Origin of the sequence: Parvibaculum sp. (genome assembly GCF_030651915.1) — a bacterium.
Classification (GTDB): Bacteria; Pseudomonadota; Alphaproteobacteria; order Parvibaculales; family Parvibaculaceae; genus Parvibaculum.
Genome location: NZ_JAUSBV010000005.1, coordinates 1,058,042 through 1,077,354, shown reverse-complemented (window position 1 = coordinate 1,077,354; position 19,313 = coordinate 1,058,042). Strand labels below are relative to the sequence as shown.

The window sequence follows — 19,313 nt, the reverse complement described above, 5'->3', positions numbered from 1 at the left end:
GGGCGGCCTTTCTGTTGTTTGACTGTCCTTCTGGCGGTCGCGAGCGGTGGCCTAGCGCAGTGCGCCGGTTGCGCTTGCCGAACCCGCCGCTCCGGCAGCCCCGGCACCGGCACTCGCAGACGCCGCATCGTTCGTTTGCTGAACAAGCGTGTCGAAGCTGTCGGGATTGTCGCCAATATTCGCGACGCGCTCGCAACGCGGCGTACAATTATAGGAAATTTGACCGGAGCCGCGCGTCAGCGTCACCGCCGATGTGCTTTGCGAGACAACGCTGATGTCGAGGTCGAGTATCGGCTTGCCCTCTGCGTCGAGCGCGACGAGATTGGTGCGGCCATAGCTCTTGCCCATCACATAGACGAGATTGGCGCTCTCGATCGTTATATCGGCGACGGCGGGATTGCCGACCATCACCGTTGCGACGGGCTTGGGCAGATGCAGCGCTTTCGACTTGTTCATCTCGACGAGGAAATCGGCGGCCTGTGCACCGCCGGCGATCATTGCCGCCAGTCCCACACCGAGCGTCGCCGCGCGAACGCCCCGTTTGAATTGATACTTTGTAACCATGTCCTGGCCCATCTGCTCGAAGGTGAGGCGACCGCTTCGGTCGTCCTTGCTGAAACACTACCGGCAAGGAATGAACGATCTATTGACCGTAGTCGCATGGTGATCTCTCCTTTAACGGCCGATTAAAGGGGGCTCTCTAGGCTTGCGCCGGGACGGCAGGAAAGTAAGCCAGAGGAGACCTGGATGGCAGGTGCGGCGCGAAGCGATAAGGGCGTATCGGCCGGCGCGGTACATTCGTTGTCGGGAATCCGCATTTTCGCGGGGCTCGCCCCGCGAGAGCTTGCGCTTCTGGCCGCCGAATGCGACTGGCGGACCGTCGCGAGGGACGAGATCGTGGTCAATACCGCTCAGGGCGCCGATCCCGGTGGGGTGGTGTTCGTGGTCAGCGGCGCGGTACGCATGGCGCGTACCGCCGGTCCGGTCGGACGCATCGCCTACAAGGATGTGGGCGCCGGCGGCCAGTTTGGCGAAATGTCGGTTCTTGGTATCACCGAAGCCGATCTGACCGTGATCGCGCGCGAAGACGGTCTTGTTGCCATACTCGATGAAAAGCGGTTTGCCGAGCTGCTGGCCCGGGAGGAATCGGTATCTCGTGCGCTGCTCTGCCATTATGCGCGCCTGCTGCGTGGACAGGAGGCAATGAATCCGTCGCCGGTTTCCGGCAGTGATGCGGCAACGGACGGCACAAGCGCCCAGCGCCTCTACACCGAACTCCTCGCGCTGGCCGAACCGCATTCAGGCAAAGATGGCACTGACGCATTGCTGATTGCGCGACTTCCTCGACATCGCGTTCTCGCAGACCGGATTTCGACAACGGAAGAGGCGGTCGCGCGCGCCATTGCCGAACTGGTGCGTAGCGGTGTTGCCGCGCGCGACTATCCCGGCCTGGTTATCAAGGACGAAGCGGCGCTCCGTAACCTCGCCGGCGCACGCCAGGAGCCGGACGACGACGTACAAGGACATATTTGAGCACCGAAAGCTCCACAAGGCCCGGCTTTCGAGGTGTCGGCATGCGAACTCGCGGAACCTTCAAAAAGAAGGACGCGCGGGGCACTGAACGCAGCCGAACATGCCCTCGGATGTGACACATGTTCGGGCGGTTCCGCTCCGCCCGGCGCGCGGCGATTTATGATCCAATCCAGTCCCGGTACCAGCGGCCTCGCTTTTGTCAGCGGCGATACAACCCGAGTTCGTCGTGCCGGGTCGACAAACCGTTCGGTTAACCGATGAGTAACGATACTCCCAATTGCCGTAACTGGTTCGGAGGCGGGAGCAAGCAGGTTCTCCGTATTTTTATTTGAGAAAAGAAGTAAAAACGGATTCTAGACTTCATAAATATAGAGTTATTCGACAAGTTATGTAAAATAGACTGTAGTCATTAGTGTTTAGGTAAGATTGCCCCCTTAAGCTGGCCTTCAGTCCGAAAGGGCGCCCGGTCGCCGGTCATCGGCGACAATGGGTTGGTGCTGTCGACAGTCAAATTGTACAAGGAGGCTTGTTATGAGCCAGTTTTTGAAGTCTTTCGTGAAAGATGAGTCCGGCGCGACCGCGATCGAATACGGTCTGATCGCCGCTGGTATCGCCGTCGTTATCATCACTGCGGTTCAGCTCGTGGGCACGAATCTGACCGCGCAGTTCAATGCGATTGCTACCGCGATTGCTGGCAGCTGATACTCGCTGACCGTCTGCCGAGAGGTCTTGCACTCGGCAGCAAATCTGAAGTGAGCCGCCAGATTCCTCGCAGGGTCTGGCGGCTTTCTTGTGCCGGCCTTCGACCGGCCGCCAACCCCGGTATTTCTTTTATAAATCATTGTTCTGCGGCTCATTGTGAGCTGGCGTTTACCTCAAATTTACGGTCCGCCGACCACTATCCAAAGGTGCGGCCGGGAATATGTCTCGCCCGCGTAGGTCCATACGGACCGCAAGACTTTTTGGGGAAACGGGCCAATTCCGTGTTGAACACACTTCCGCTCGCTGTCTTTCCCATCGCCGTGATCTTCGGTGCGCTGTGGGATTTGACAACGATGACCATACCGAACCGCCTGACGATCGTGCTTGTTGTTGCCTTCGTGCTGCTGGCGCCGGTCGCAGGTCTGTCGCTGCAGCAGATCGGTCTGCATGCGGCGGCCGGCCTGGCAATGCTCGTCGTCGGCATGGTGCTTTTCAGTCTGGGTTGGATCGGTGGCGGCGATGCGAAGTTCGTAGCGGCCGTTGCGCTCTGGATCGGATGGCACGATCTTCTGGCCTATCTCCTGATCGCATCGCTTGCAGGCGGCGCATTGACATTGCTGTTGCTCTCGCTTCGCGGTCTTCCGCTGCCGGCCGTTCTGTGCCGACGCGCCTGGATTGCGCGCCTGCACGACAAGAGTAGTGGGGTTCCCTATGGCGTTGCGCTCGCTGTGGCCGGGCTCATCGTCTTTCCGGACACCGTCTGGGTCAAGCTGGCGGCCGCGACCGCCTGAGGATAAGGCGGGTGCGTGCACCCGCACTATGAAAGGAACGGACAAGTGAACGCCGCACGTATTGGAGTTTTGGTTCTGGCGCTCGTCGCTGCGGGCCTTGCGGCGCTTCTCGCGCGCGGGCTCGTGTCGTCGGGCAATGACACGCCGGTCGAAACGCAGGTCGTCGAGGAAGCGACCACCGATGTACTGGTGTCCGTTCAAAACCTTCAGATCGGGCAGCGCGTCGGCCGGTCGGATCTGCGCTGGCAGCGCTGGCCGGATGCCTCGCTCAACGGCGCCTACATCACAAAGGCCCAGAAGCCGACGGCCATCGAGGAATATGACGGAGCCGTCGCGCGCTCGGCGATTCTGAGCGGCGAACCGGTCACCGAAGACAAGCTTGTCAGTCTGACAGGCGCCGGCTTCATGTCGGCCTTGATCACGCCCGGCATGCGCGCCACGGCCGTTCGCATAACGCCGGAAACAAGTGCTGGCGGGTTCATCCTGCCGAACGACCGTGTCGACATCGTCGACATTCAGCGCGGCGAGACAATTCTGCGCAATGTGCGTGTCCTGGCGATCGATCAGCGTTTCAATGAGAAAGCCGGTGAGCAGGTGGCCGTCGGCAAGACCGCGACGCTCGAACTGACCCCGACGCAGGTCGAACTGGTTGCGGTCGCTGAATCGGAAGGCCATCTGGCCCTTTCGTTGCGCAGCATGGGCGAAGAAGACCTGACGGACGAAGAATTGAAGGCAGCCGGCAACGGTTCGGTTGTGAAAGTTGTGCGCTACGGAACGGCGCAGACGGTCCGGGTGAGGTAGGGCGATGATGACACGTATGAAAAAGCTCATCGAGTTTCAGCGTCTGAAGCGCCCGCTCTGGGCTGCACTTTGTGCGCTTGCCTTGATCTCGGGTCCGACGGATACTGCCACGGCCAACGATGCCCGGCTGGTCAAGATCGACCAGGGTGGATTGGGCAAGGGCTCCCGCAGCATCGTTCTCGGCTTGAACAAGGCTGCCATCGTCGAGCTGCCGGTCGCGGCGCGCGATGTCCTGGTATCGAATCCCGCCATCGTCGATGCGGTCGTCCGTACCAATCGTCGCACCTATCTGATCGGCATGGCTGTCGGTCAAACCAATGCCTTCTTCTTCAACGAAGCTGGCCAGCAGATTCTCAATCTTGAAATCCAGGTCGCGCGCGATCTGACCGGCCTGCGCGAAACCTTGCGCCAGTATTTTCCCAAGGCCCGCATCGACGTCCAAGCGATGAACGATCATGTTGTTCTCTCCGGCGTGGTCGCAAACGCCTCCGAAGCGAGCAAGGCCCACGACATGGCCGCCCGCTATATCGGCGGCGAAAAGGAGCAGGTGCTCAACATGCTCGGGATCGAGGGCAAAGAGCAGGTGATGCTGAAGGTGACGGTTGCCGAGATGCAACGCACCGTCATCAAGCAGCTCGGCGTCGACTTGTCGACTGCTGCCAATTTTGGCGATTTCGCGCTCCGCTTGGCGACGTCCAATGCCTTCAGTCTTCAGGGTCAATCGCTGGGTGGTCTTTCGACGGTGGGGACCGAGGTCAGCGGCAGCGACGGTTCGATCGGATCGGCGATCCGCGCGCTCGAACGGACAGGCGTGCTGCGCACACTGGCCGAGCCCAATCTGACGGCGATCTCCGGCGAATCCGCCAAGTTTCTTGCCGGCGGCGAATTCCCGGTCCCGACCTCGCGCGATCAGAACGGCAATATCCAGCTCGAATTCAAGCCCTTCGGTGTCGGCCTCAGTTTCACGCCGGTCGTGCTGAGCGAGGGTCGCATCAGCTTGCGGATTTCGACCGAAGTCAGCGAACTGTCGTCGGAAGGCGCCTTCCTGCTTCAGGGCACCAACAGCGATGGTGTCACCGTTCCGGCGCTGAAAGTACGCCGCGCCGAAACGACACTCGAACTACCGAGCGGCGGTTCGATCGTGATGGCGGGCCTCCTCTCCGACTCGACGCGGCAGAACATCGACGGCGTACCGGGTGCCATGGATGTGCCGGTGCTTGGCCAGCTCTTCCGCAGTCGCGATTATCAGAAGAATGAGACCGAACTGGTCGTCATCGTGACGCCGTATCTGGTCGACCCGACATCCCGCAACAACCTGGTGTTACCGACCGACGGTTTTGCACCGGCGAGCGACCTCGACACGATCCTGATGGGACGCCTCAACGCAACCTACGGCGCGAGCGGCGCGGCGCCGTCGGACAGGGCGCTTCAGGGTCCGGTCGGGTTTGTCGTGGAATGATGAGGGGACTGAAGAGGAAAATGGCAATGAACATGAACCAGCCCCTTGTAAAAGGCCTTCTCGTCGCCCTCGTTCTGGGGCTTGCCGGCTGTGGCGGCTTCAGCGGCGTCGACCAGGCACAGTATGACGCCAGCCGTACCCATCCGATCTCGGTGCAGCCGGACGTCGCGACGCTCAACATCGATGTTCCCCCGGGCCAACCTGGCCTCACGGCTGCGGATCGAATCGCCATTGCCGACTTCGCCGCAAGCTACCGCGCGCGCGGTCACGGACCGCTCACCGTCTCGACGCCGTCCGGCTCGCCGAATGCCGGCGCGGCCACGGCTGTCCTGACCGAAGTCCGCGACACGCTGGCCGAGCGCGGTGTATCGGGCGCCATGCTCGCTTACACACCCTATAGCGCTTCGGCGGCCGATCGTTCGGCGCCGCTGATCCTCTCGTTCAAGCGTTACGTGGCAAAGGCAAGTAGCTGCGGAGACTGGTCGAAAAGTCTGACCGCTGAATACAAAAATATTCCGCCGCCGAACTTCGGCTGCGCCACGCAAAACAACCTGGCGGCGATGGTCGCCGATCCGGCCGATCTTCTGAAGCCCCGGACCATGACGTCGGCAGATGCGGATCGTCGCAATACAGTGCTCGACAAGTACCGGCAGGGTGAACCGACGGCGACCGCCCGCTCCGACCAGGACTCGGGCGCTGTGAGCAAGGTGGACCAATGAAAAACGCCGCGCAAAAGGAAAACATGGACGAAGCGCCGCCGATGGCCGACGCGCCGGCGCGGCATGTTCCGCAGCCTTCAATCGCACAGATCTCCGGCGACGCCGACGGGTCGCAGGTGATGAAGCCGGTGCCCCGCATCACCATCCACGCCTTCTGTGAGCAGCCGTCGTCGGGCAGCGCAATCCAGCGCGCCGGTGAGGATCGCCGGCTTGCCAAGGCGCATCTGACGGTTCATATGGGCGGCATTCCCGCCGCTGTGGAGCAGTACCGTCAGTCGCCGACACCTAACCTCATCATGGTCGAGGCACGTGCGGCTGGCCCCGAATTGTTCGCTCAGCTCGGCGAACTGGCGGAAGTATGCGACGCCGGAACCAAGGTTGTTGTGATCGGTCACACGAACGACGTTTCGCTTTACCGCGAAATGATCCGTCAGGGTGTCAATGAATACCTCGTCGCGCCGCTGCATCCGATGGGTGTCATCGAGGCGGTCTCGCGTCTCTATATCGACCCCGACGCGCCGCCGATTGGTCGCACGATTGTCTTTCTCGGTGCCAAGGGCGGCACCGGTTCCAGCACCATCGCGCACAATATCGGCTGGTGCATATCGAGCGGCATGGATGAGGACGTGGTCATTGCCGACTTCGATCTCCCGTTCGGTACGGCCGGTCTCGACTTCAACCAGGACCCTGCTCAAGGGATTGCCGATGCGCTCACCGCCCCGGAACGCCTGGACGACGTCTTGCTCGATCGTCTGCTCGTCAAATGCACCGACCGCTTGAGCCTCTTTACGGCGCCGGCCGTTCTCGATCGCGATTTCGAGATGGACGGAGACTCGTGTGAGAGCGTTCTCGATATCGTCCGCGAGGGCGTGCCCTGCGTCATCGTCGACCTGCCGCATGTGTGGGCACCTTGGACGAAGAAGGTACTCTTGTCGGCTGACGAAATTGTCATCACCGCAACGCCGGACCTCGCCAGCCTGCGCAACGCAAAGAGCATGCTCGATCTGATCCGCCACGCGCGCCCCAATGACAATTCAGCCCATATCGTTCTCAACCAGGTGGGCATGCCCAAGCGTCCGGAGATCCCGGTAAAGGACTTCGCCGAAGCGGTGGGCGCTGAGCCGACGCTGGTTCTGCCCTTCAATCCGGGTCTCTTCGGAACCGCAGCCAACAATGGCCAGATGATCGAGGAGCTCGATGCGAAAGGAAAGACGGCCGACGGTCTTCGCTTCCTCGCGCGGCAGCTTTGTGGGCGCGACGCCCGGGCTCTGAAGGCCGCCAAGTCGTCTTCGATTTTCAGTTTTCTGTCCCGCAAGGGATGAGGCGGAGGTAGTCGGTCGTGTTTGGAAGGCGGAACGAAGGTCAAACGGTACCGCGCAGTCCTGTGGCGGCGCCGCCGGCTGCGTCGAGGGTCGAGGCATCCGCAGCGCCCGCTGCCGGACCGGCGCCTGCTCCGAAGCCAGCCGCCAAGCCGGCGACGAAGCCGACTGCGCGCGCATCGGATCATCGCTCCGAAAACTACTACCAGATCAAGACGACGATCTTCAACGCACTGATCGATACAATCGACCTGACGCAGCTCGCGCAGCTCGACGCCGAGAGCGCGCGTGAGGAAATTCGCGACATCGTCAACGAAATCCTGTCGATCAAGAATGTCGTTATGTCGATCTCCGAGCAGGAAGCTCTCCTGCAGGACATCTGCAACGATGTGCTCGGTTACGGTCCACTGGAACCATTGCTGGCGCGCGACGATATCGCCGACATCATGGTGAATGGCTGCGAGCGCACCTTCATCGAAGTGAATGGCAAGGTCGAACTGACCAATGTTCGCTTCCGCGACAACAGTCAGTTGATGAACATCTGCCAACGCATCGTCAGCCAGGTCGGGCGACGGGTCGACGAATCGAGCCCGATCTGCGATGCACGCCTACCCGACGGTAGTCGCGTCAATGTCATCGTGCCGCCGCTGGCGATTGACGGACCGGCTTTGACGATCCGCAAATTCCGTCGCGAAAAGCTGATGATGAGCGATCTCGTTCAGTACAGTTCGATCTCGCAGGAGGGTGCCGAGGTCCTTGGTATCATCGGAAAGATCCGTTGCAACGTCTTGATATCCGGCGGTACGGGCTCGGGCAAGACGACGCTCCTGAACTGTCTCACCGGCTTTATCGACACCGACGAACGCGTTATCACCTGCGAAGACGCCGCCGAACTTCAGCTCCAGCAACCCCATGTCGTTCGCCTCGAAACCCGCCCCCCCAATCTTGAAGGCCAGGGCCAGGTGACGATGACGGAGCTGGTGCGCAACTGTCTGCGTATGCGTCCCGAACGTATCATCGTGGGCGAGGTTCGCGGACCGGAAGCCTTCGATTTGCTGCAGGCGATGAACACCGGTCACGACGGCTCAATGGGGACGCTCCATGCCAATAGCCCGCGCGAGGCCCTGTCGCGCCTTGAAAGCATGATCACAATGGGCGGCTATGCGCTGCCTTCCAAGACGATCCGCGAAATGATCTGTGGCTCGATCGATGTGGTGATCCAGGCAGCCCGCCTCCGCGATGGCTCGCGCCGCATCACGCATATCACCGAAGTGCTTGGCACCGAAGGCGACGTCATTATTACGCAGGACCTCTTCGTTTACGAGATCGAGGGAGAAGACGAAGCCGGTCGCATTATCGGCAAGCACAAGTCGACGGGCATCGCTCGGCCCTCTTTCTGGGACCGCGCGCGATACTACAACCAGCATCACGCTCTGGCGGCGGCACTCGACCGCGCCCAGGGCTAGCGCGAGGCGGGCCGCCATGGACCGGACGACGCTGATGATCCTCGGCATCGCACTGCTCGCAGCACTCTGCATTGCAGCGGTTGGCTTTCTTTTGATCGGCGGAAAGTCCGAGTCTCAGAAGCGCGTGGCGCGTGTCGCGCGCGGCACAGGCGCACGCCTGCAGGCCATCGAGGGTGACGTCGACAACAGCGAAAAGCGTCGCAAACAGATGCAGGAGACCTTGAAGGGTCTTGAGGAAAAGCAAAAAGAGCAGAAGAAGAGGGTGCCCCTGACGACCCGGATCGAACGCGCTGGTCTCGATATCACCTTGCGGACATTTTTTATTTCCAGCGTCGTTGCCGGACTTGTTGTAATGGGACTGATGACGTTCTCCGGGCTGTCGCTTCCCATTGCTGCGCTCGGTGGGTTCGCCGCCGCTTTTGGACTGCCGCGCTGGACGCTTTCCTATCTCGTCAAACGTCGCCAGAACGCCTTTATCGAGGAATTTGCCAACGCGATCGACGTGATTGTACGCGGTGTCAAGTCCGGGCTGCCCGTCAACGATTGCCTGCGATTGATTGCGACGGAAGCGGCTGAGCCTGTGAAAACCGAATTTCAGGGTATCGTCGAAGGGCAGAAGGTAGGCGTGACGCTGGAACAGAGTCTCGCTCGCATTTACGAGCGGATGCCGCTTGCTGAAGTCAACTTTTTCCAGATTGTTCTTTCGATCCAGCAGAAGACGGGCGGCAATCTTTCTGAAGCATTGGGAAATCTCTCCAAGGTGTTGCGTGAACGCAAGAAGATGCGTGGAAAAATTCAGGCTATGTCGCAGGAGGCCAAGGCATCCGCCGGCATTATCGGCTCACTGCCGCCCGGCGTGATGGCGCTGATCTATATTACGACGCCTGACTACATGAGTGTTCTTTTCTCCACGACAGCCGGCAATATGATTATCGTCGGTGGGCTTATGTGGATGGGAACCGGAATCCTCGTGATGAGGAAAATGATCGACTTCAAGTTTTAGGACGCGAAATGCTGTCTGTTTTTCATGCCGTGCAGGAGATGTTCAATGTCGAGAACATCGTGATGCTTCTCACCGCGGTGGCGGCATTCGCGACAATTCTGACATTGACGGCGCCGATGCTCGCCGGAGACCGGCTGGGCACACGTATGAAGTATGTCTCGACCGAGCGCGAGGCCATGCGCGCCAAGGCACGCGAGAATCTTGCCCAGGAAAAGACCCGCCTGCGACAAACGTCCAAAGGATTCATCAAGGAGGTCGTTGAGCGGTTCGCGCGCGGCAATGTGCTGGAGAACACAGCGATAAAGGAAAAGCTTCGGCAGGCGGGCTTTCGTGGACCGGGGCCGATGTACACCTTCGTCTTCTTTCGCTTCGTCATGCCGCCGGTCCTGTTCGTGCTGACATTGCTCTATCTGGCTTTCGTGAATGATTTTGGCTTGCCGCCGATGGCGCGGTTCGCCGGTGCCTGCGGCGCCGCCTTGGTCGGGTTCTATTTGCCAAGCCTCTTCGTCGAGAACATCATCGCGCGCCGGCAGGATTCCATTCGCAAGGCGTTTCCCGACGCGCTCGATCTGTTGTTGATTTGCGTGGAGTCGGGCATGTCGATCGAAGCCGCCTTCCAGAAGGTTGCGGCGGAGATCGGCGATCAATCGGTGGAGCTTGCCGAAGAACTGGGCCTCACGACGGCTGAACTCTCCTATTTGCAGGAGCGGCGCCAGGCATATGAAAACCTGGCCTCCCGCACCGGTCTTCCGGGCGTCAAGGCGGTGACGACGAGTCTCATCCAGGCGGAACGCTATGGCACGCCGCTTGGGCAGTCGCTGCGCGTGATGGCGCAGGAAAACCGTGACATGCGCATGTCGGAAGCGGAGAAGAAGGCGGCGGGCCTGCCGCCCAAACTCACCGTGCCGATGATCGTCTTCTTTCTGCCTGTCTTGTTCGGGGTCATCTTGGGCCCCGCTATCATCAAGGCAACAAGCGGATGACGCCGGGCGATGCCGGTCGTCGCGCGACAAAGAAAAAGGCGCTGGCCCCGATCGGAGCGAGCGCCTTTGTGCTGGCTGGCTGAGGGGTGGTCGTCAGCGAAGCGACGTGCCCGTCTCCGGCGGCATCGACGACACGAGATCCGGCGCTGCCACGTCCCGTGATGACCGCTCTTGCGACGACGCGGCGCCGGCGGGCGCATCGATTTCCTTCATCTGCTGCCAGAGAGCGGGCTGTGAAAGCATGTCGCGCAGATAGGCGATGTTGCCGTCGGCGACATTGGCAGGAAGGTCGGCACGCGCGAGCCGCGCCGCTTCGTCGAAATTGCCCTTCAGACCGACAACGATAGCGAGGTTCTGGCGCGCATGGGCATCGGCGCGCGAATCGGCGACAGCCCGGCGCAGCGTCTGTTCGGCCTGATCGAGATTGCCGCTCAGCGCATAGGAAAGCCCCAGATTTGTCAGCACCGAAGGATTGTCAGGCGAAATTGCCAGAGCGTCGCTGTAGTGCTGCCGGGCTTTCTCATAGAGGCCCATCTGGTCATGGGCGACGCCGAGCGCCGAATGAACAGACCAGTCTTTCGGGGAGAGGCGCGCGGCCTCGCTCAGCATGGCTGCTGCCTGGTCGGCTCTGCCGCCGGCCGCCAGCGCTTTGCCGAATTCGGCAAGCACTTCGGGGTCCTCGCTGTTGCTGAGATGCGTTCGCTGCATCACACTGGTGGCTTGCGCCACCGAACCGATTTGCCGCAACGCCCGCGAATAGTTGACGGCCGCGTTGGCTTGGTCCGGGTCGCGCTCGTAAAGCGTGCCCCAATAGGCGGCGGCGGCCACATAATCTTGCGTCTTGGTGGATTCAACGGCGGCATTACGAAGTGCGGGCTCGTCGATCCGGTTTTGTGCCTGCGCCATCGGGGACGCGCCGTCGGCGTTGACGCCGGTATTGGCACATCCGGTCAGCGCAATGGCTGAGCAGAGCGTCGCGGCGGCCAGCCAGTGCTGGCGGCGACAGGGCGAAAGGGGGGTATCGACCAGGCTTTTCATCGTATTCGGGTCCCGGTTCGGTCAGGATGAAGTGGCGGACCGGCACGCGGCAGGTCATGCTCAACCTTGATCTTGAGACAGACCCCTCAAGAAAAGATTAATTATAAGAATCGAGCGATTTGGCGGATTTGGCGCCTCTTGAACGGCGCCGGGATGAACCATGGACATCCGGAAATCGATTGAGAAAATGCGCGAGAATGCCATCGCCTTGGCGGGCGTGATGGCGCGGGTGCCCGCCCGTCCGCTTTTGCTGGCGCTGGCCTTCTCGCTGGTCGCAACCTTTGCCACGGTCCTTTACTGGAACCCGCCTGTTAGCCTCGATGATGAGCCGGATATGGTCACTTTTTTCCAGATCGGCACCGGCGCCGTCGGCGGAGAATATTTCGCGGTTGGGGAGCGATTGGCCGCGGCGATCAGCCGCCCGCCGGGAAGTCTGCGCTGCGAGCGCGGCCTTCCCTGCGGTGTTGCGGGTCTTGTGGCTGTGGTGAAGTCATCGGCCGGCCCTGTCGCCAATGTGCGGGCAGTCAGTGCCGGACATTTTGATTCAGCCATTGTTGCTGCGCCGGTTCTGGGCCTTGCCACCCGCGCGGAGGCGCCATTCCGCGGCGAAAAGCCTTTTCGTAATCTGCGGGCGATCGCCGGTGTCTACCGGGAAGCGGTCTATCTGGCGGCGAGCCGTGGCGCCAACATTGGCAGTGTGGCCGATCTGCGGGAGATGCGCGTCTCTGTCGGTCTGCCAGGCTCCGGCACGCACGAGGCGGCGCTGCAGATTTTGGCGGCGCATGATCTCGGGCGCCGAACAGTCAATATCTGGGAACACGATACGGCAACGGCGATCGATCTGATGTTGCGGGGTCAACTCGATGCATTTTTTGTGGTTGATGCATTGCCTTCGCCGGTTATTCGCAGTCTCGCCGATCGCGGCGCGATCGACATTGTGCCAATCGACGGTGAGAGCGCCGCAAAGATGACCGGCCCCAATGCCAATTTTCAGCCGCTTGCGATACCGGAAGGCCTTTATCGTTTTGTCCCTGAGATAGAAACGTTGGGTATTTCGATGATCTGGGTGGTCAATGAGAATGCCGATGCCGACCTCGTTCATGACATCACCGGCGCGCTTTTCCACGAAAACAACAGAATATTTCTCTCCAGTACAGGCATGCCGGGCCTTTTGCCTGGCGACCCGGGCGCGCAGGCCGCGCAGGCCATTATGTCGCTGCCGGTTCCGCTTCACGATGGCGCCGCGCGCTACTATCGCGAGCAGGGACTTGTCGACGGCGATATCGAAAAAGAGCCCGCAGGCTAGGCTTTGGCCTTTTCTTCGGTTTCCGCGCCGGAAATCCAGTCGCGCATGGCTGGCAGTGTCATGACGGCGTCCATGTAGGCGCTTGCCGGCCCGTCATCGCCAAGCGCCACGAGATCGACGCCATAGGTGCGCAGTCGCGTCACCACCGGTGCATACATGGCATCCGCAACGGTGAAATGTCCGAAGAGAAACCCCTGATCGCCTGACATCTGCCGTCCGAAGCGTGCGCGCAGGTCACGCCACAGGTGAACAATCCGCCGCGCATCGGCAAGCGCCTCGCCGGTATGCCCATCTCCCGGATGACGTTCGATGACTGCCATCGGCATGTCGCGGCGAAGCGCGCCGAAACCGGCATGCATTTCCGCTGCAGCGGCGCGCGCCACGGAACGGACCAGAGCGTCGCGCGGCCAGAGTTTACGCTCCGGAAAAAGGTCGGCAATGGTTTCGCATATGGCAAGCGAGTCGCCGATCGTCTCGCCGCGCCATTTGAGTGCCGGTACGAGCCCGGTCGGCGACACGGCAAGGATGTTGGCCTTGGTATCCGGTTGGCGAAGCCGGACATGAACTTCATCGAACGGCACGCCGGCTTGCCGCATCAGAAGCCACGGCCGCAAGCTCCAGCTCGACCAGTTCTTGTCGCCGATGACGAGTGTGAATTCAGGCGCGGCCATGTCCCTCTCCCAATGCCCAGGCTCCCAGGGGACCTCGCCGTTGCAGCCGGTCCAGCCTCTCTATAAGGTTTTGGCGACACGAAATCACGCCCTTCCCGCCACCGACGTAAACAGGCCGCCAGTGCTCGACATATTCATCTCCGACAAGGACAGGGCGGCGACGCCGGTCTGGCAGATTCGTGCCGGCGAATTGGAGAGCTGGTGCGCCAGTCATGCCGGCCCCGGTGCGGCATGGGTCGGGACGTCAGGCTTCAAGGGCGAGGCCGGGAAGGTGTTGCTGCTGCCGGACGGTTCAGGCGGCTTGGCCGGTGTCTTGCTCGGCCTTGGCGACGGCTCCGACCCGTTTCTCGTCGGCGCGCTGCCGGCGGCGGTGCCCCAGGGCGACTACAGGCTGGCGGGCGTCCTGCACGGATCGACCGCCAAGGCGGCACTCGGATTTGCCCTCGGGACGTATCGCTTCACGCGCTACAGCGGTGGCAAGCGCGACTGGCCGCGCCTTGTGCTGCCCGACGGTGTCGACGGCGAAGAGGTGAGTCGCCTTGCAGCCGCGACCTTCCTGGCGCGCGATTTGATCAACACCCCGGCCGCCGATATGGGCCCGGACGAGCTCGCCGCAGCGGCCGAAGGCATCGCTCGCCTTCATGGCGCGACATTCGATGTCGTTCTTGGCGATGCGTTGCTCGATGCGAACTATCCGATGATCCACGCGGTGGGTCGTGCCGCCGCCGTAGCGCCGCGGCTGATCGATATGCGCTGGGGAAGGGCGGACGCACCGAGAGTGACGCTGGTCGGCAAGGGTGTCTGCTTTGACACAGGCGGTCTCGACCTCAAGCCCTCAAGCGGCATGCTGCTGATGAAGAAGGACATGGGTGGCGCCGCTTGCGTTCTGGCGCTGGCGCAACTCGTCATGGAAGCGGGCCTTGACGTCAGGCTCCGCATCCTCATACCGGCCGTCGAGAACAGTGTTTCCGGCAACGCATTTCGGCCGGGCGACGTCCTGCAAAGCCGCAAGGGCATGACTGTCGAGATCGGCAATACCGACGCCGAGGGGCGCTTGGTGCTGGCCGACGCGCTGGCCGAAGCCGACAGCGAGGCACCCGACCTCATCATCGACATGGCAACGCTGACCGGTGCGGCGCGAACCGCGCTCGGACCGGACCTGCCGCCTTTTTATACCGACGATGAAGGGCTTGCGGCGGAGGTCGAGACTTCGGCGGTGGCGATGTCTGACCCCTTGTGGCGCATGCCGCTCTGGCGGCCCTATGACAGCTGGCTCGACAGCAAGATCGCCGATGTGAACCATGTTTCGGATGGGCCCTTCGCGGGATCCGTCACGGCCGCTCTCTTCCTGCGCCGCTTCGTCGAGCGTGCCGCCGCCCACGTTCATTTCGACATCTATGGGTGGACCCCGAAGGCGAAGCCCGGCCGCCCCGTTGGTGGTGAGGCACAGGGCGTCCACGCGCTTTATGACCTCCTGAAGCGCCGCTACGGCGCCTGACCGCTTGCCCGCGCCCAAAGCCGCGCTAGACTGATCCGGTTCCGGAACGGAAATGCCTCTCTGGCGTCGGTTTCGGAACGGGGGAGACGGCGCGGGGGGAGACGATGCCGGAGCTATCTTTTGACGACAACGGCGCATTGAAGCCGGGAGAGGCCCTGTCGCTCTGGCACGACGTCGTGCTTCAGTCCGTGCGTCGAGCCGGGCCCGATCTTTCATCGAGGCAGCTTGCGATCATGTTCACGGTCTATCTCGATCCGCCGCCACATACCGTTCGCGGTCTTGCCGCGGCGCTGGGTGTCTCGAAGCCGGCGATCACCCGCGCCCTCGATACGCTCGGCGGCCTCGACTTGCTGAAGCGAACCCGCGACGATGCCGACCGGCGCAATGTGCTGGTTCAACGCACGGTCAAGGGCTTCGCTTTCATGCACGATTTTGCCAACCTCATTGTGGCCTCGTCGCGCGGTGTCGAGGCATGAGCCGCGCTCGTGGGCCCGACCGCCGGCTCAACCCCTATCGCGACGATCTGGCGGCGGCGCATCTGCGCGCAGAAGTCAGCGCGACGCATTTCGCTGAGGGCACGGATCGTCAGGTCGTTGTGCCCTCGCTGCCACTGCTGCGCCGCCCCGAGGTGAACGCGCCGATGGACACACAACTTCTGTTTGGCGAAGTCTTCCGCGTTTACGAGGAAAAGAATGGCTGGGCCTGGGGGCAAGCTGCGCTCGACGACTATGTCGGATATGTTGAGACGAAGGATCTCGCAGCCCGCCCCTCGACACCAACGCACATGGTGGTGGCGCTGAGAACTTTCGTTTACCCAAAGCCCGATCTCAAGACACGGCCCGCCATGCCATTGCCGATGAATGCCAAACTGCGCCTCACAGGCGCACGCGGCAATTTCAGCGAGGTCGATCGGGGGGGATGGATATTCACGGCACATCTCGCCGCGATCGGCGCTCATGTGCGGGATTATGTCGCCGTCGCGGAGGAGTTCCTGGGTGTGCCCTATCTTTGGGGCGGTCGCGACAGCGCCGGCCTCGACTGCTCGGGCCTTGTGCAGGCCGCGCTCGAACGTGCCGGCATCTCGTCCCTGCGCGACACCGATATGCAGGAAGCGACATTGGGCGAAGCGCTGCCGGAACCGATCGATTTCACCAAGCTGAAGCGCGGCGATCTTGTTTTCTGGAAGGGCCACGTGGCGATCATGATCGACGCCGAGCGTATGATTCACGCCAATGCGTTTCACATGATGGTTGCCATTGAACGGCTCGACGTCGCGATGTCGCGTATTGCCCGCTCGGACGCCGGTCACGTCACCAGCATCAAGCGCTTCCCGAACCGCTGAAAATCTATTCCGAAACCACGCCCTTCGGCGCCGCCGCGAGCTCGAAGGCCGCGGCCATCAGCGCTTTGGTGTAGTCGGTCTTCGGCGCGTCGAAGACCTCGTCGGCGCTGCCAGCCTCGACCACCTTGCCGTTCCGCATCACGATAATGTCGTCGGCCAGCGCCCGCACGACCTTCAGGTCGTGGCTGATGAAAAGATAGGCAAGATTGTTCCGGCATTGCAGTTCGCGCAGAAGCTCGACGATCTGCGCCTGCACCGACATGTCCAGCGCGCTGGTCGGTTCGTCCAGCATCACGAAACGCGGCTTCAGTGCCATGGCACGTGCGATGGATATGCGCTGACGTTGCCCACCCGAGAATTCATGTGGATAGCGATCCTGCATGGCCGGGTCGAGGCCGACCTCGCCAAGTGCCTCCGACACGCGTTGCCGTCGTGCATCCGCAGTCAGCCCGAGCTTCTGAATGACCAGGCCTTCCTCGACGATCTGTCCCACTGACATGCGCGGGCTGAGCGACCCGTAAGGGTCCTGGAAGACGATCTGCATGTGGCGGCGCAAGGGCCGCATTTCCTTGATCTTGAGGCCTTGAATGTTCTGGCCGCGAAAGCTGATTCCGCCCTCGCTTGAAATCAGGCGCATCATCGCGAGCCCGAGCGTCGTCTTGCCCGATCCCGATTCGCCGACAACGCCGAGCGTCCGGCCCTCGCGCAGTGTCAACGACACATCGTCGACCGCTTTCACATGATCGACCGTATGACGCAGCAATCCGCGCTTGATCGGGAACCAGACGCGCAGGTCCTTCACCTCCATCACCGCCGGTCCGTCCTTCGGTGCGCCAAGCGCCCGGCCCTTGGGTTCGGATGCAAGAAGATGCTGCGTATAGGCGTGCTGCGGGGCCGTGAACACGCGTTCGGTAGGTCCACTTTCGACAATCTGACCTTTGGTCATCACATTGACCCGATCAGCCATCTTCCGGACGATGCCGAGGTCGTGCGTGATCAGCAAGAGCGCCATTCCCATTTCGCGCTTGAGATCCTTCAGCAATTCAAGAATCTGTGCTTGCACCGTCACATCGAGCGCCGTTGTCGGTTCGTCGGCGATCAGAAGGTCGGGCTCGTTGGCAAGCGCCATGGCGATGATGACGCGCTGCCGTTGCCCGCCCGACAACTGATGCGGATAGGCATCAAGCCGTTGCTCGGCATTGGGAATACCAACCTTCCTCAGAAGGTCGAGAACGCGTGCCTTGACAGCGTCGCCCCGCAAACCTTTGTGCTCGACCAGCACCTCGCCGACCTGCCGCTCGATCGTATGCAGCGGATTGAGCGACGTCATGGGTTCCTGGAAGATCATCGTGATCTTGTTGCCGCGAATACGGCGCATGGTTCTCTCGTCCGCACCGATGAGGTTGGTGCCATCGAAGAGAATCTCTCCCGAAGGATGGAAAGCCTGCGGATAGTTGAGAAGTTGCATGATCGAGAGCGCCGAAACCGACTTTCCCGATCCCGATTCGCCGACCAGCGCGACTGTCTCGCCGGGCTTGATATCGAAGGAAATTCGGTCGACCGCGATCGTTTCCTGGCCGTCCGTGCGGAAGCCGACCGAAAGGTCTCTCACCTCGACCAGCGCACCGCTCATCGCAGCACCTTGCGCGGATCGAAGGCATCGCGCACCGCCTCGCCGATAAAGATCAGCAGGCTCAGCATTGTTGCAATGGCGAAGAAGCCGGTCAGGCCGAGCCACGGCGCTTGCAGGTTGGCCTTGCCCTGCGCGAGAAGCTCGCCGAGTGACGGCGAGCCGGGCGGCAGGCCGAAGCCTAGAAAATCCAGCGCCGTCAGCGTGGTGATCGACGAATTGAGAATAAAGGGCATGAAGGTGAGTGTGGCGACCATGGCGTTGGGCAGGAGATGTCGGAACATGATCTTGCCGCTGCCCAGACCGAGCGCGCGGGCCGCATTGACATATTCGAAGTTGCGCGCGCGCAAAAATTCGGCACGGACGACGCCGACCAGCGCCACCCAGGAAAAGAGCAGCAATATGCCGAGCAATATCCAGAAATTCGGTTCGATGATCGCAGCGATGATGATGAGGAGATAGAGCGTGGGAATGCTGGTCCAGATCTCGATGAAGCGCTGGAACAGCAGGTCCGTCCAGCCGCCGAAATAGCCCTGCACGGCGCCCGCCGCGACACCGATGACTGACGACAGAATGGTGAGTGTAAGGCCGAACAGGACCGAAATGCGAAACCCGTAGATCAATCGCGCCATGACATCGCGGCCCTGGTCGTCGGTACCAAGCCAGTTCTCGCCCGACGGCGGTGCGGGTGCCGGCACCGGCAGATTGAGATTGATTGTGCGGTAGGAGTACCGGATCGGTGGCCAGAACATCTGCCCGCCCGCATCGGCAATCAGCGCCCGGACATAGGGATCACGGTAGTCGGTCGCTGTTTCGAACTCACCCTCAAATGTCGTTTCCGGATAGTCAGCGAAAATTGGTGTGTAGAACCCGCCCTTGTAAATCACCAGGAAAGGCCGGTCGTTGGCGATGAACTCCGCGAACAGCGAGAGGAAAAACAGCGCGCAGAAGACCCACAGGCTCCAGTATCCGCGCCTGTTGGCCTTGAAGTTGCGCCAGCGCCGCTGGTTGATCGGGCTGATGCGGATGCGGGGCAGCGCCGGAAGCGTCAT

General features: G+C 61.6%; 19 protein-coding genes. 14 read left to right on the top strand and 5 right to left on the bottom strand.

Going from position 1 to position 19,313, the window contains the following annotated elements; genetic code table 11:
• Positions 1-51: 51 nt before the first annotated feature.
• Positions 52-564: a pilus assembly protein N-terminal domain-containing protein gene (locus Q7V31_RS09535; protein WP_304733833.1), complete on the bottom strand. Its 513-nt coding sequence runs from the start codon at positions 562-564 to the stop codon at positions 52-54.
• A 183-nt stretch (positions 565-747) separates the two neighbouring features.
• Between Q7V31_RS09535 and Q7V31_RS09530 the strand changes: the two genes are divergently transcribed.
• From Q7V31_RS09530 to Q7V31_RS09485, 10 genes are all read left to right on the top strand, one after another.
• Positions 748-1,533 (top strand): Crp/Fnr family transcriptional regulator, encoded by a 786-nt coding sequence (locus Q7V31_RS09530; RefSeq protein WP_304733832.1) that lies wholly within the window; start codon positions 748-750, stop codon positions 1,531-1,533.
• Positions 1,534-2,064: 531 nt separating this feature from the next.
• Positions 2,065-2,235, top strand: coding sequence for a Flp family type IVb pilin (locus tag Q7V31_RS09525; protein ID WP_304733831.1), 171 nt, complete (start codon positions 2,065-2,067; stop codon positions 2,233-2,235).
• A gap of 281 nt (positions 2,236-2,516) precedes the next feature.
• Complete coding sequence (locus Q7V31_RS09520) at positions 2,517-3,026, top strand: prepilin peptidase (RefSeq protein ID WP_304733830.1); 510 nt, start codon at positions 2,517-2,519, stop codon at positions 3,024-3,026.
• Between the two features lie 45 nt (positions 3,027-3,071).
• Positions 3,072-3,827: a Flp pilus assembly protein CpaB gene (cpaB, locus tag Q7V31_RS09515; RefSeq protein WP_304733829.1), complete on the top strand. Its 756-nt coding sequence runs from the start codon at positions 3,072-3,074 to the stop codon at positions 3,825-3,827.
• Positions 3,828-3,843: 16 nt separating this feature from the next.
• Entirely contained in the window at positions 3,844-5,286 is a 1,443-nt protein-coding gene (locus Q7V31_RS09510; protein ID WP_304733828.1) for a type II and III secretion system protein family protein, read from the top strand.
• A gap of 32 nt (positions 5,287-5,318) precedes the next feature.
• Positions 5,319-6,005, top strand: coding sequence for a CpaD family pilus assembly protein (locus Q7V31_RS09505; RefSeq protein ID WP_304733827.1), 687 nt, complete (start codon positions 5,319-5,321; stop codon positions 6,003-6,005).
• Positions 6,002-7,327, top strand: coding sequence for a CtpF protein (locus tag Q7V31_RS09500; protein ID WP_304733826.1), 1,326 nt, complete (start codon positions 6,002-6,004; stop codon positions 7,325-7,327). The genes Q7V31_RS09505 and Q7V31_RS09500 overlap by 4 nt, the downstream gene beginning before the upstream one ends.
• 17 nt (positions 7,328-7,344) lie before the next feature.
• Positions 7,345-8,790: a CpaF family protein gene (locus Q7V31_RS09495; protein WP_304733825.1), complete on the top strand. Its 1,446-nt coding sequence runs from the start codon at positions 7,345-7,347 to the stop codon at positions 8,788-8,790.
• A 16-nt stretch (positions 8,791-8,806) separates the two neighbouring features.
• A complete protein-coding gene (locus tag Q7V31_RS09490) occupies positions 8,807-9,793 on the top strand; it encodes a type II secretion system F family protein (protein ID WP_304733824.1) in 987 nt (328 codons plus the stop codon).
• A gap of 8 nt (positions 9,794-9,801) precedes the next feature.
• Positions 9,802-10,776, top strand: a complete 975-nt coding sequence (locus Q7V31_RS09485) for a type II secretion system F family protein (RefSeq protein ID WP_304733823.1) — start codon at positions 9,802-9,804, stop codon at positions 10,774-10,776.
• Positions 10,777-10,869: 93 nt separating this feature from the next.
• Here the strand turns inward: Q7V31_RS09485 and Q7V31_RS09480 are convergent, their stop codons facing one another.
• Positions 10,870-11,814: a tetratricopeptide repeat protein gene (locus Q7V31_RS09480; RefSeq protein WP_304733822.1), complete on the bottom strand. Its 945-nt coding sequence runs from the start codon at positions 11,812-11,814 to the stop codon at positions 10,870-10,872.
• A 160-nt stretch (positions 11,815-11,974) separates the two neighbouring features.
• Here Q7V31_RS09480 and Q7V31_RS09475 point away from each other — a divergent pair, with 160 nt between their 5' ends.
• Positions 11,975-13,120, top strand: a complete 1,146-nt coding sequence (locus tag Q7V31_RS09475) for a TAXI family TRAP transporter solute-binding subunit (RefSeq protein WP_304733821.1) — start codon at positions 11,975-11,977, stop codon at positions 13,118-13,120.
• Here the strand turns inward: Q7V31_RS09475 and Q7V31_RS09470 are convergent.
• Positions 13,117-13,791 carry a glutathione S-transferase family protein gene (locus Q7V31_RS09470; protein WP_304733820.1) on the bottom strand — a complete coding sequence of 225 codons (675 nt, stop codon included), beginning with the start codon at positions 13,789-13,791 and terminating at the stop codon, positions 13,117-13,119. The two genes, Q7V31_RS09475 and Q7V31_RS09470, sit on opposite strands and share 4 nt — an antisense overlap.
• A gap of 121 nt (positions 13,792-13,912) precedes the next feature.
• Here Q7V31_RS09470 and Q7V31_RS09465 point away from each other — a divergent pair, with 121 nt between their 5' ends.
• The 3 genes from Q7V31_RS09465 (at position 13,913) to Q7V31_RS09455 (ending at position 16,631) form a co-directional block, all read left to right on the top strand.
• Entirely contained in the window at positions 13,913-15,289 is a 1,377-nt protein-coding gene (locus Q7V31_RS09465; RefSeq protein WP_304733819.1) for a M17 family metallopeptidase, read from the top strand.
• Positions 15,290-15,393: 104 nt separating this feature from the next.
• On the top strand, positions 15,394-15,765 hold the full coding sequence (locus Q7V31_RS09460; protein WP_304733818.1) for a MarR family winged helix-turn-helix transcriptional regulator: 372 nt from the start codon (positions 15,394-15,396) through the stop codon (positions 15,763-15,765).
• The gene (locus Q7V31_RS09455; protein ID WP_304733817.1) at positions 15,762-16,631 is read left to right on the top strand and encodes a C40 family peptidase; all 870 of its coding nucleotides are present in this window, start codon (positions 15,762-15,764) and stop codon (positions 16,629-16,631) included. The genes Q7V31_RS09460 and Q7V31_RS09455 overlap by 4 nt, the downstream gene beginning before the upstream one ends.
• Before the next feature lie 4 nt (positions 16,632-16,635).
• On the opposite strand, the gene Q7V31_RS09450 is transcribed toward Q7V31_RS09455, so the two are convergent.
• Complete coding sequence (locus Q7V31_RS09450; RefSeq protein ID WP_304733816.1) at positions 16,636-18,264, bottom strand: ABC transporter ATP-binding protein; 1,629 nt, start codon at positions 18,262-18,264, stop codon at positions 16,636-16,638.
• Positions 18,261-19,313 (bottom strand): ABC transporter permease, encoded by a 1,053-nt coding sequence (locus Q7V31_RS09445; protein ID WP_304733815.1) that lies wholly within the window; start codon positions 19,311-19,313, stop codon positions 18,261-18,263. Before Q7V31_RS09445 ends, Q7V31_RS09450 begins: the two co-directional genes overlap by 4 nt.

Bases quoted from the DNA above. Each gene is read 5' to 3' on its own strand.
- Q7V31_RS09535 (WP_304733833.1), bottom strand. From the start codon at position 564: ATGGTTACAAAGTATCAATTCAAACGGGGCGTTCGCGCGGCGACGCTC.
- Q7V31_RS09530 (WP_304733832.1), top strand. From the start codon at position 748: ATGGCAGGTGCGGCGCGAAGCGATAAGGGCGTATCGGCCGGCGCGGTA.
- Q7V31_RS09525 (WP_304733831.1), top strand. From the start codon at position 2,065: ATGAGCCAGTTTTTGAAGTCTTTCGTGAAAGATGAGTCCGGCGCGACC.
- Q7V31_RS09510 (WP_304733828.1), top strand. From the start codon at position 3,844: ATGAAAAAGCTCATCGAGTTTCAGCGTCTGAAGCGCCCGCTCTGGGCT.
- Q7V31_RS09505 (WP_304733827.1), top strand. From the start codon at position 5,319: ATGAACCAGCCCCTTGTAAAAGGCCTTCTCGTCGCCCTCGTTCTGGGG.
- Q7V31_RS09500 (WP_304733826.1), top strand. From the start codon at position 6,002: ATGAAAAACGCCGCGCAAAAGGAAAACATGGACGAAGCGCCGCCGATG.
- Q7V31_RS09490 (WP_304733824.1), top strand. From the start codon at position 8,807: ATGGACCGGACGACGCTGATGATCCTCGGCATCGCACTGCTCGCAGCA.
- Q7V31_RS09485 (WP_304733823.1), top strand. From the start codon at position 9,802: ATGCTGTCTGTTTTTCATGCCGTGCAGGAGATGTTCAATGTCGAGAAC.
- Q7V31_RS09480 (WP_304733822.1), bottom strand. From the start codon at position 11,814: ATGAAAAGCCTGGTCGATACCCCCCTTTCGCCCTGTCGCCGCCAGCAC.
- Q7V31_RS09475 (WP_304733821.1), top strand. From the start codon at position 11,975: ATGGACATCCGGAAATCGATTGAGAAAATGCGCGAGAATGCCATCGCC.
- Q7V31_RS09470 (WP_304733820.1), bottom strand. From the start codon at position 13,791: ATGGCCGCGCCTGAATTCACACTCGTCATCGGCGACAAGAACTGGTCG.
- Q7V31_RS09460 (WP_304733818.1), top strand. From the start codon at position 15,394: ATGCCGGAGCTATCTTTTGACGACAACGGCGCATTGAAGCCGGGAGAG.
- Q7V31_RS09455 (WP_304733817.1), top strand. From the start codon at position 15,762: ATGAGCCGCGCTCGTGGGCCCGACCGCCGGCTCAACCCCTATCGCGAC.
- Q7V31_RS09450 (WP_304733816.1), bottom strand. From the start codon at position 18,264: ATGAGCGGTGCGCTGGTCGAGGTGAGAGACCTTTCGGTCGGCTTCCGC.
- Q7V31_RS09445 (WP_304733815.1), bottom strand. From the start codon at position 19,313: ATGACGCTTCCGGCGCTGCCCCGCATCCGCATCAGCCCGATCAACCAG.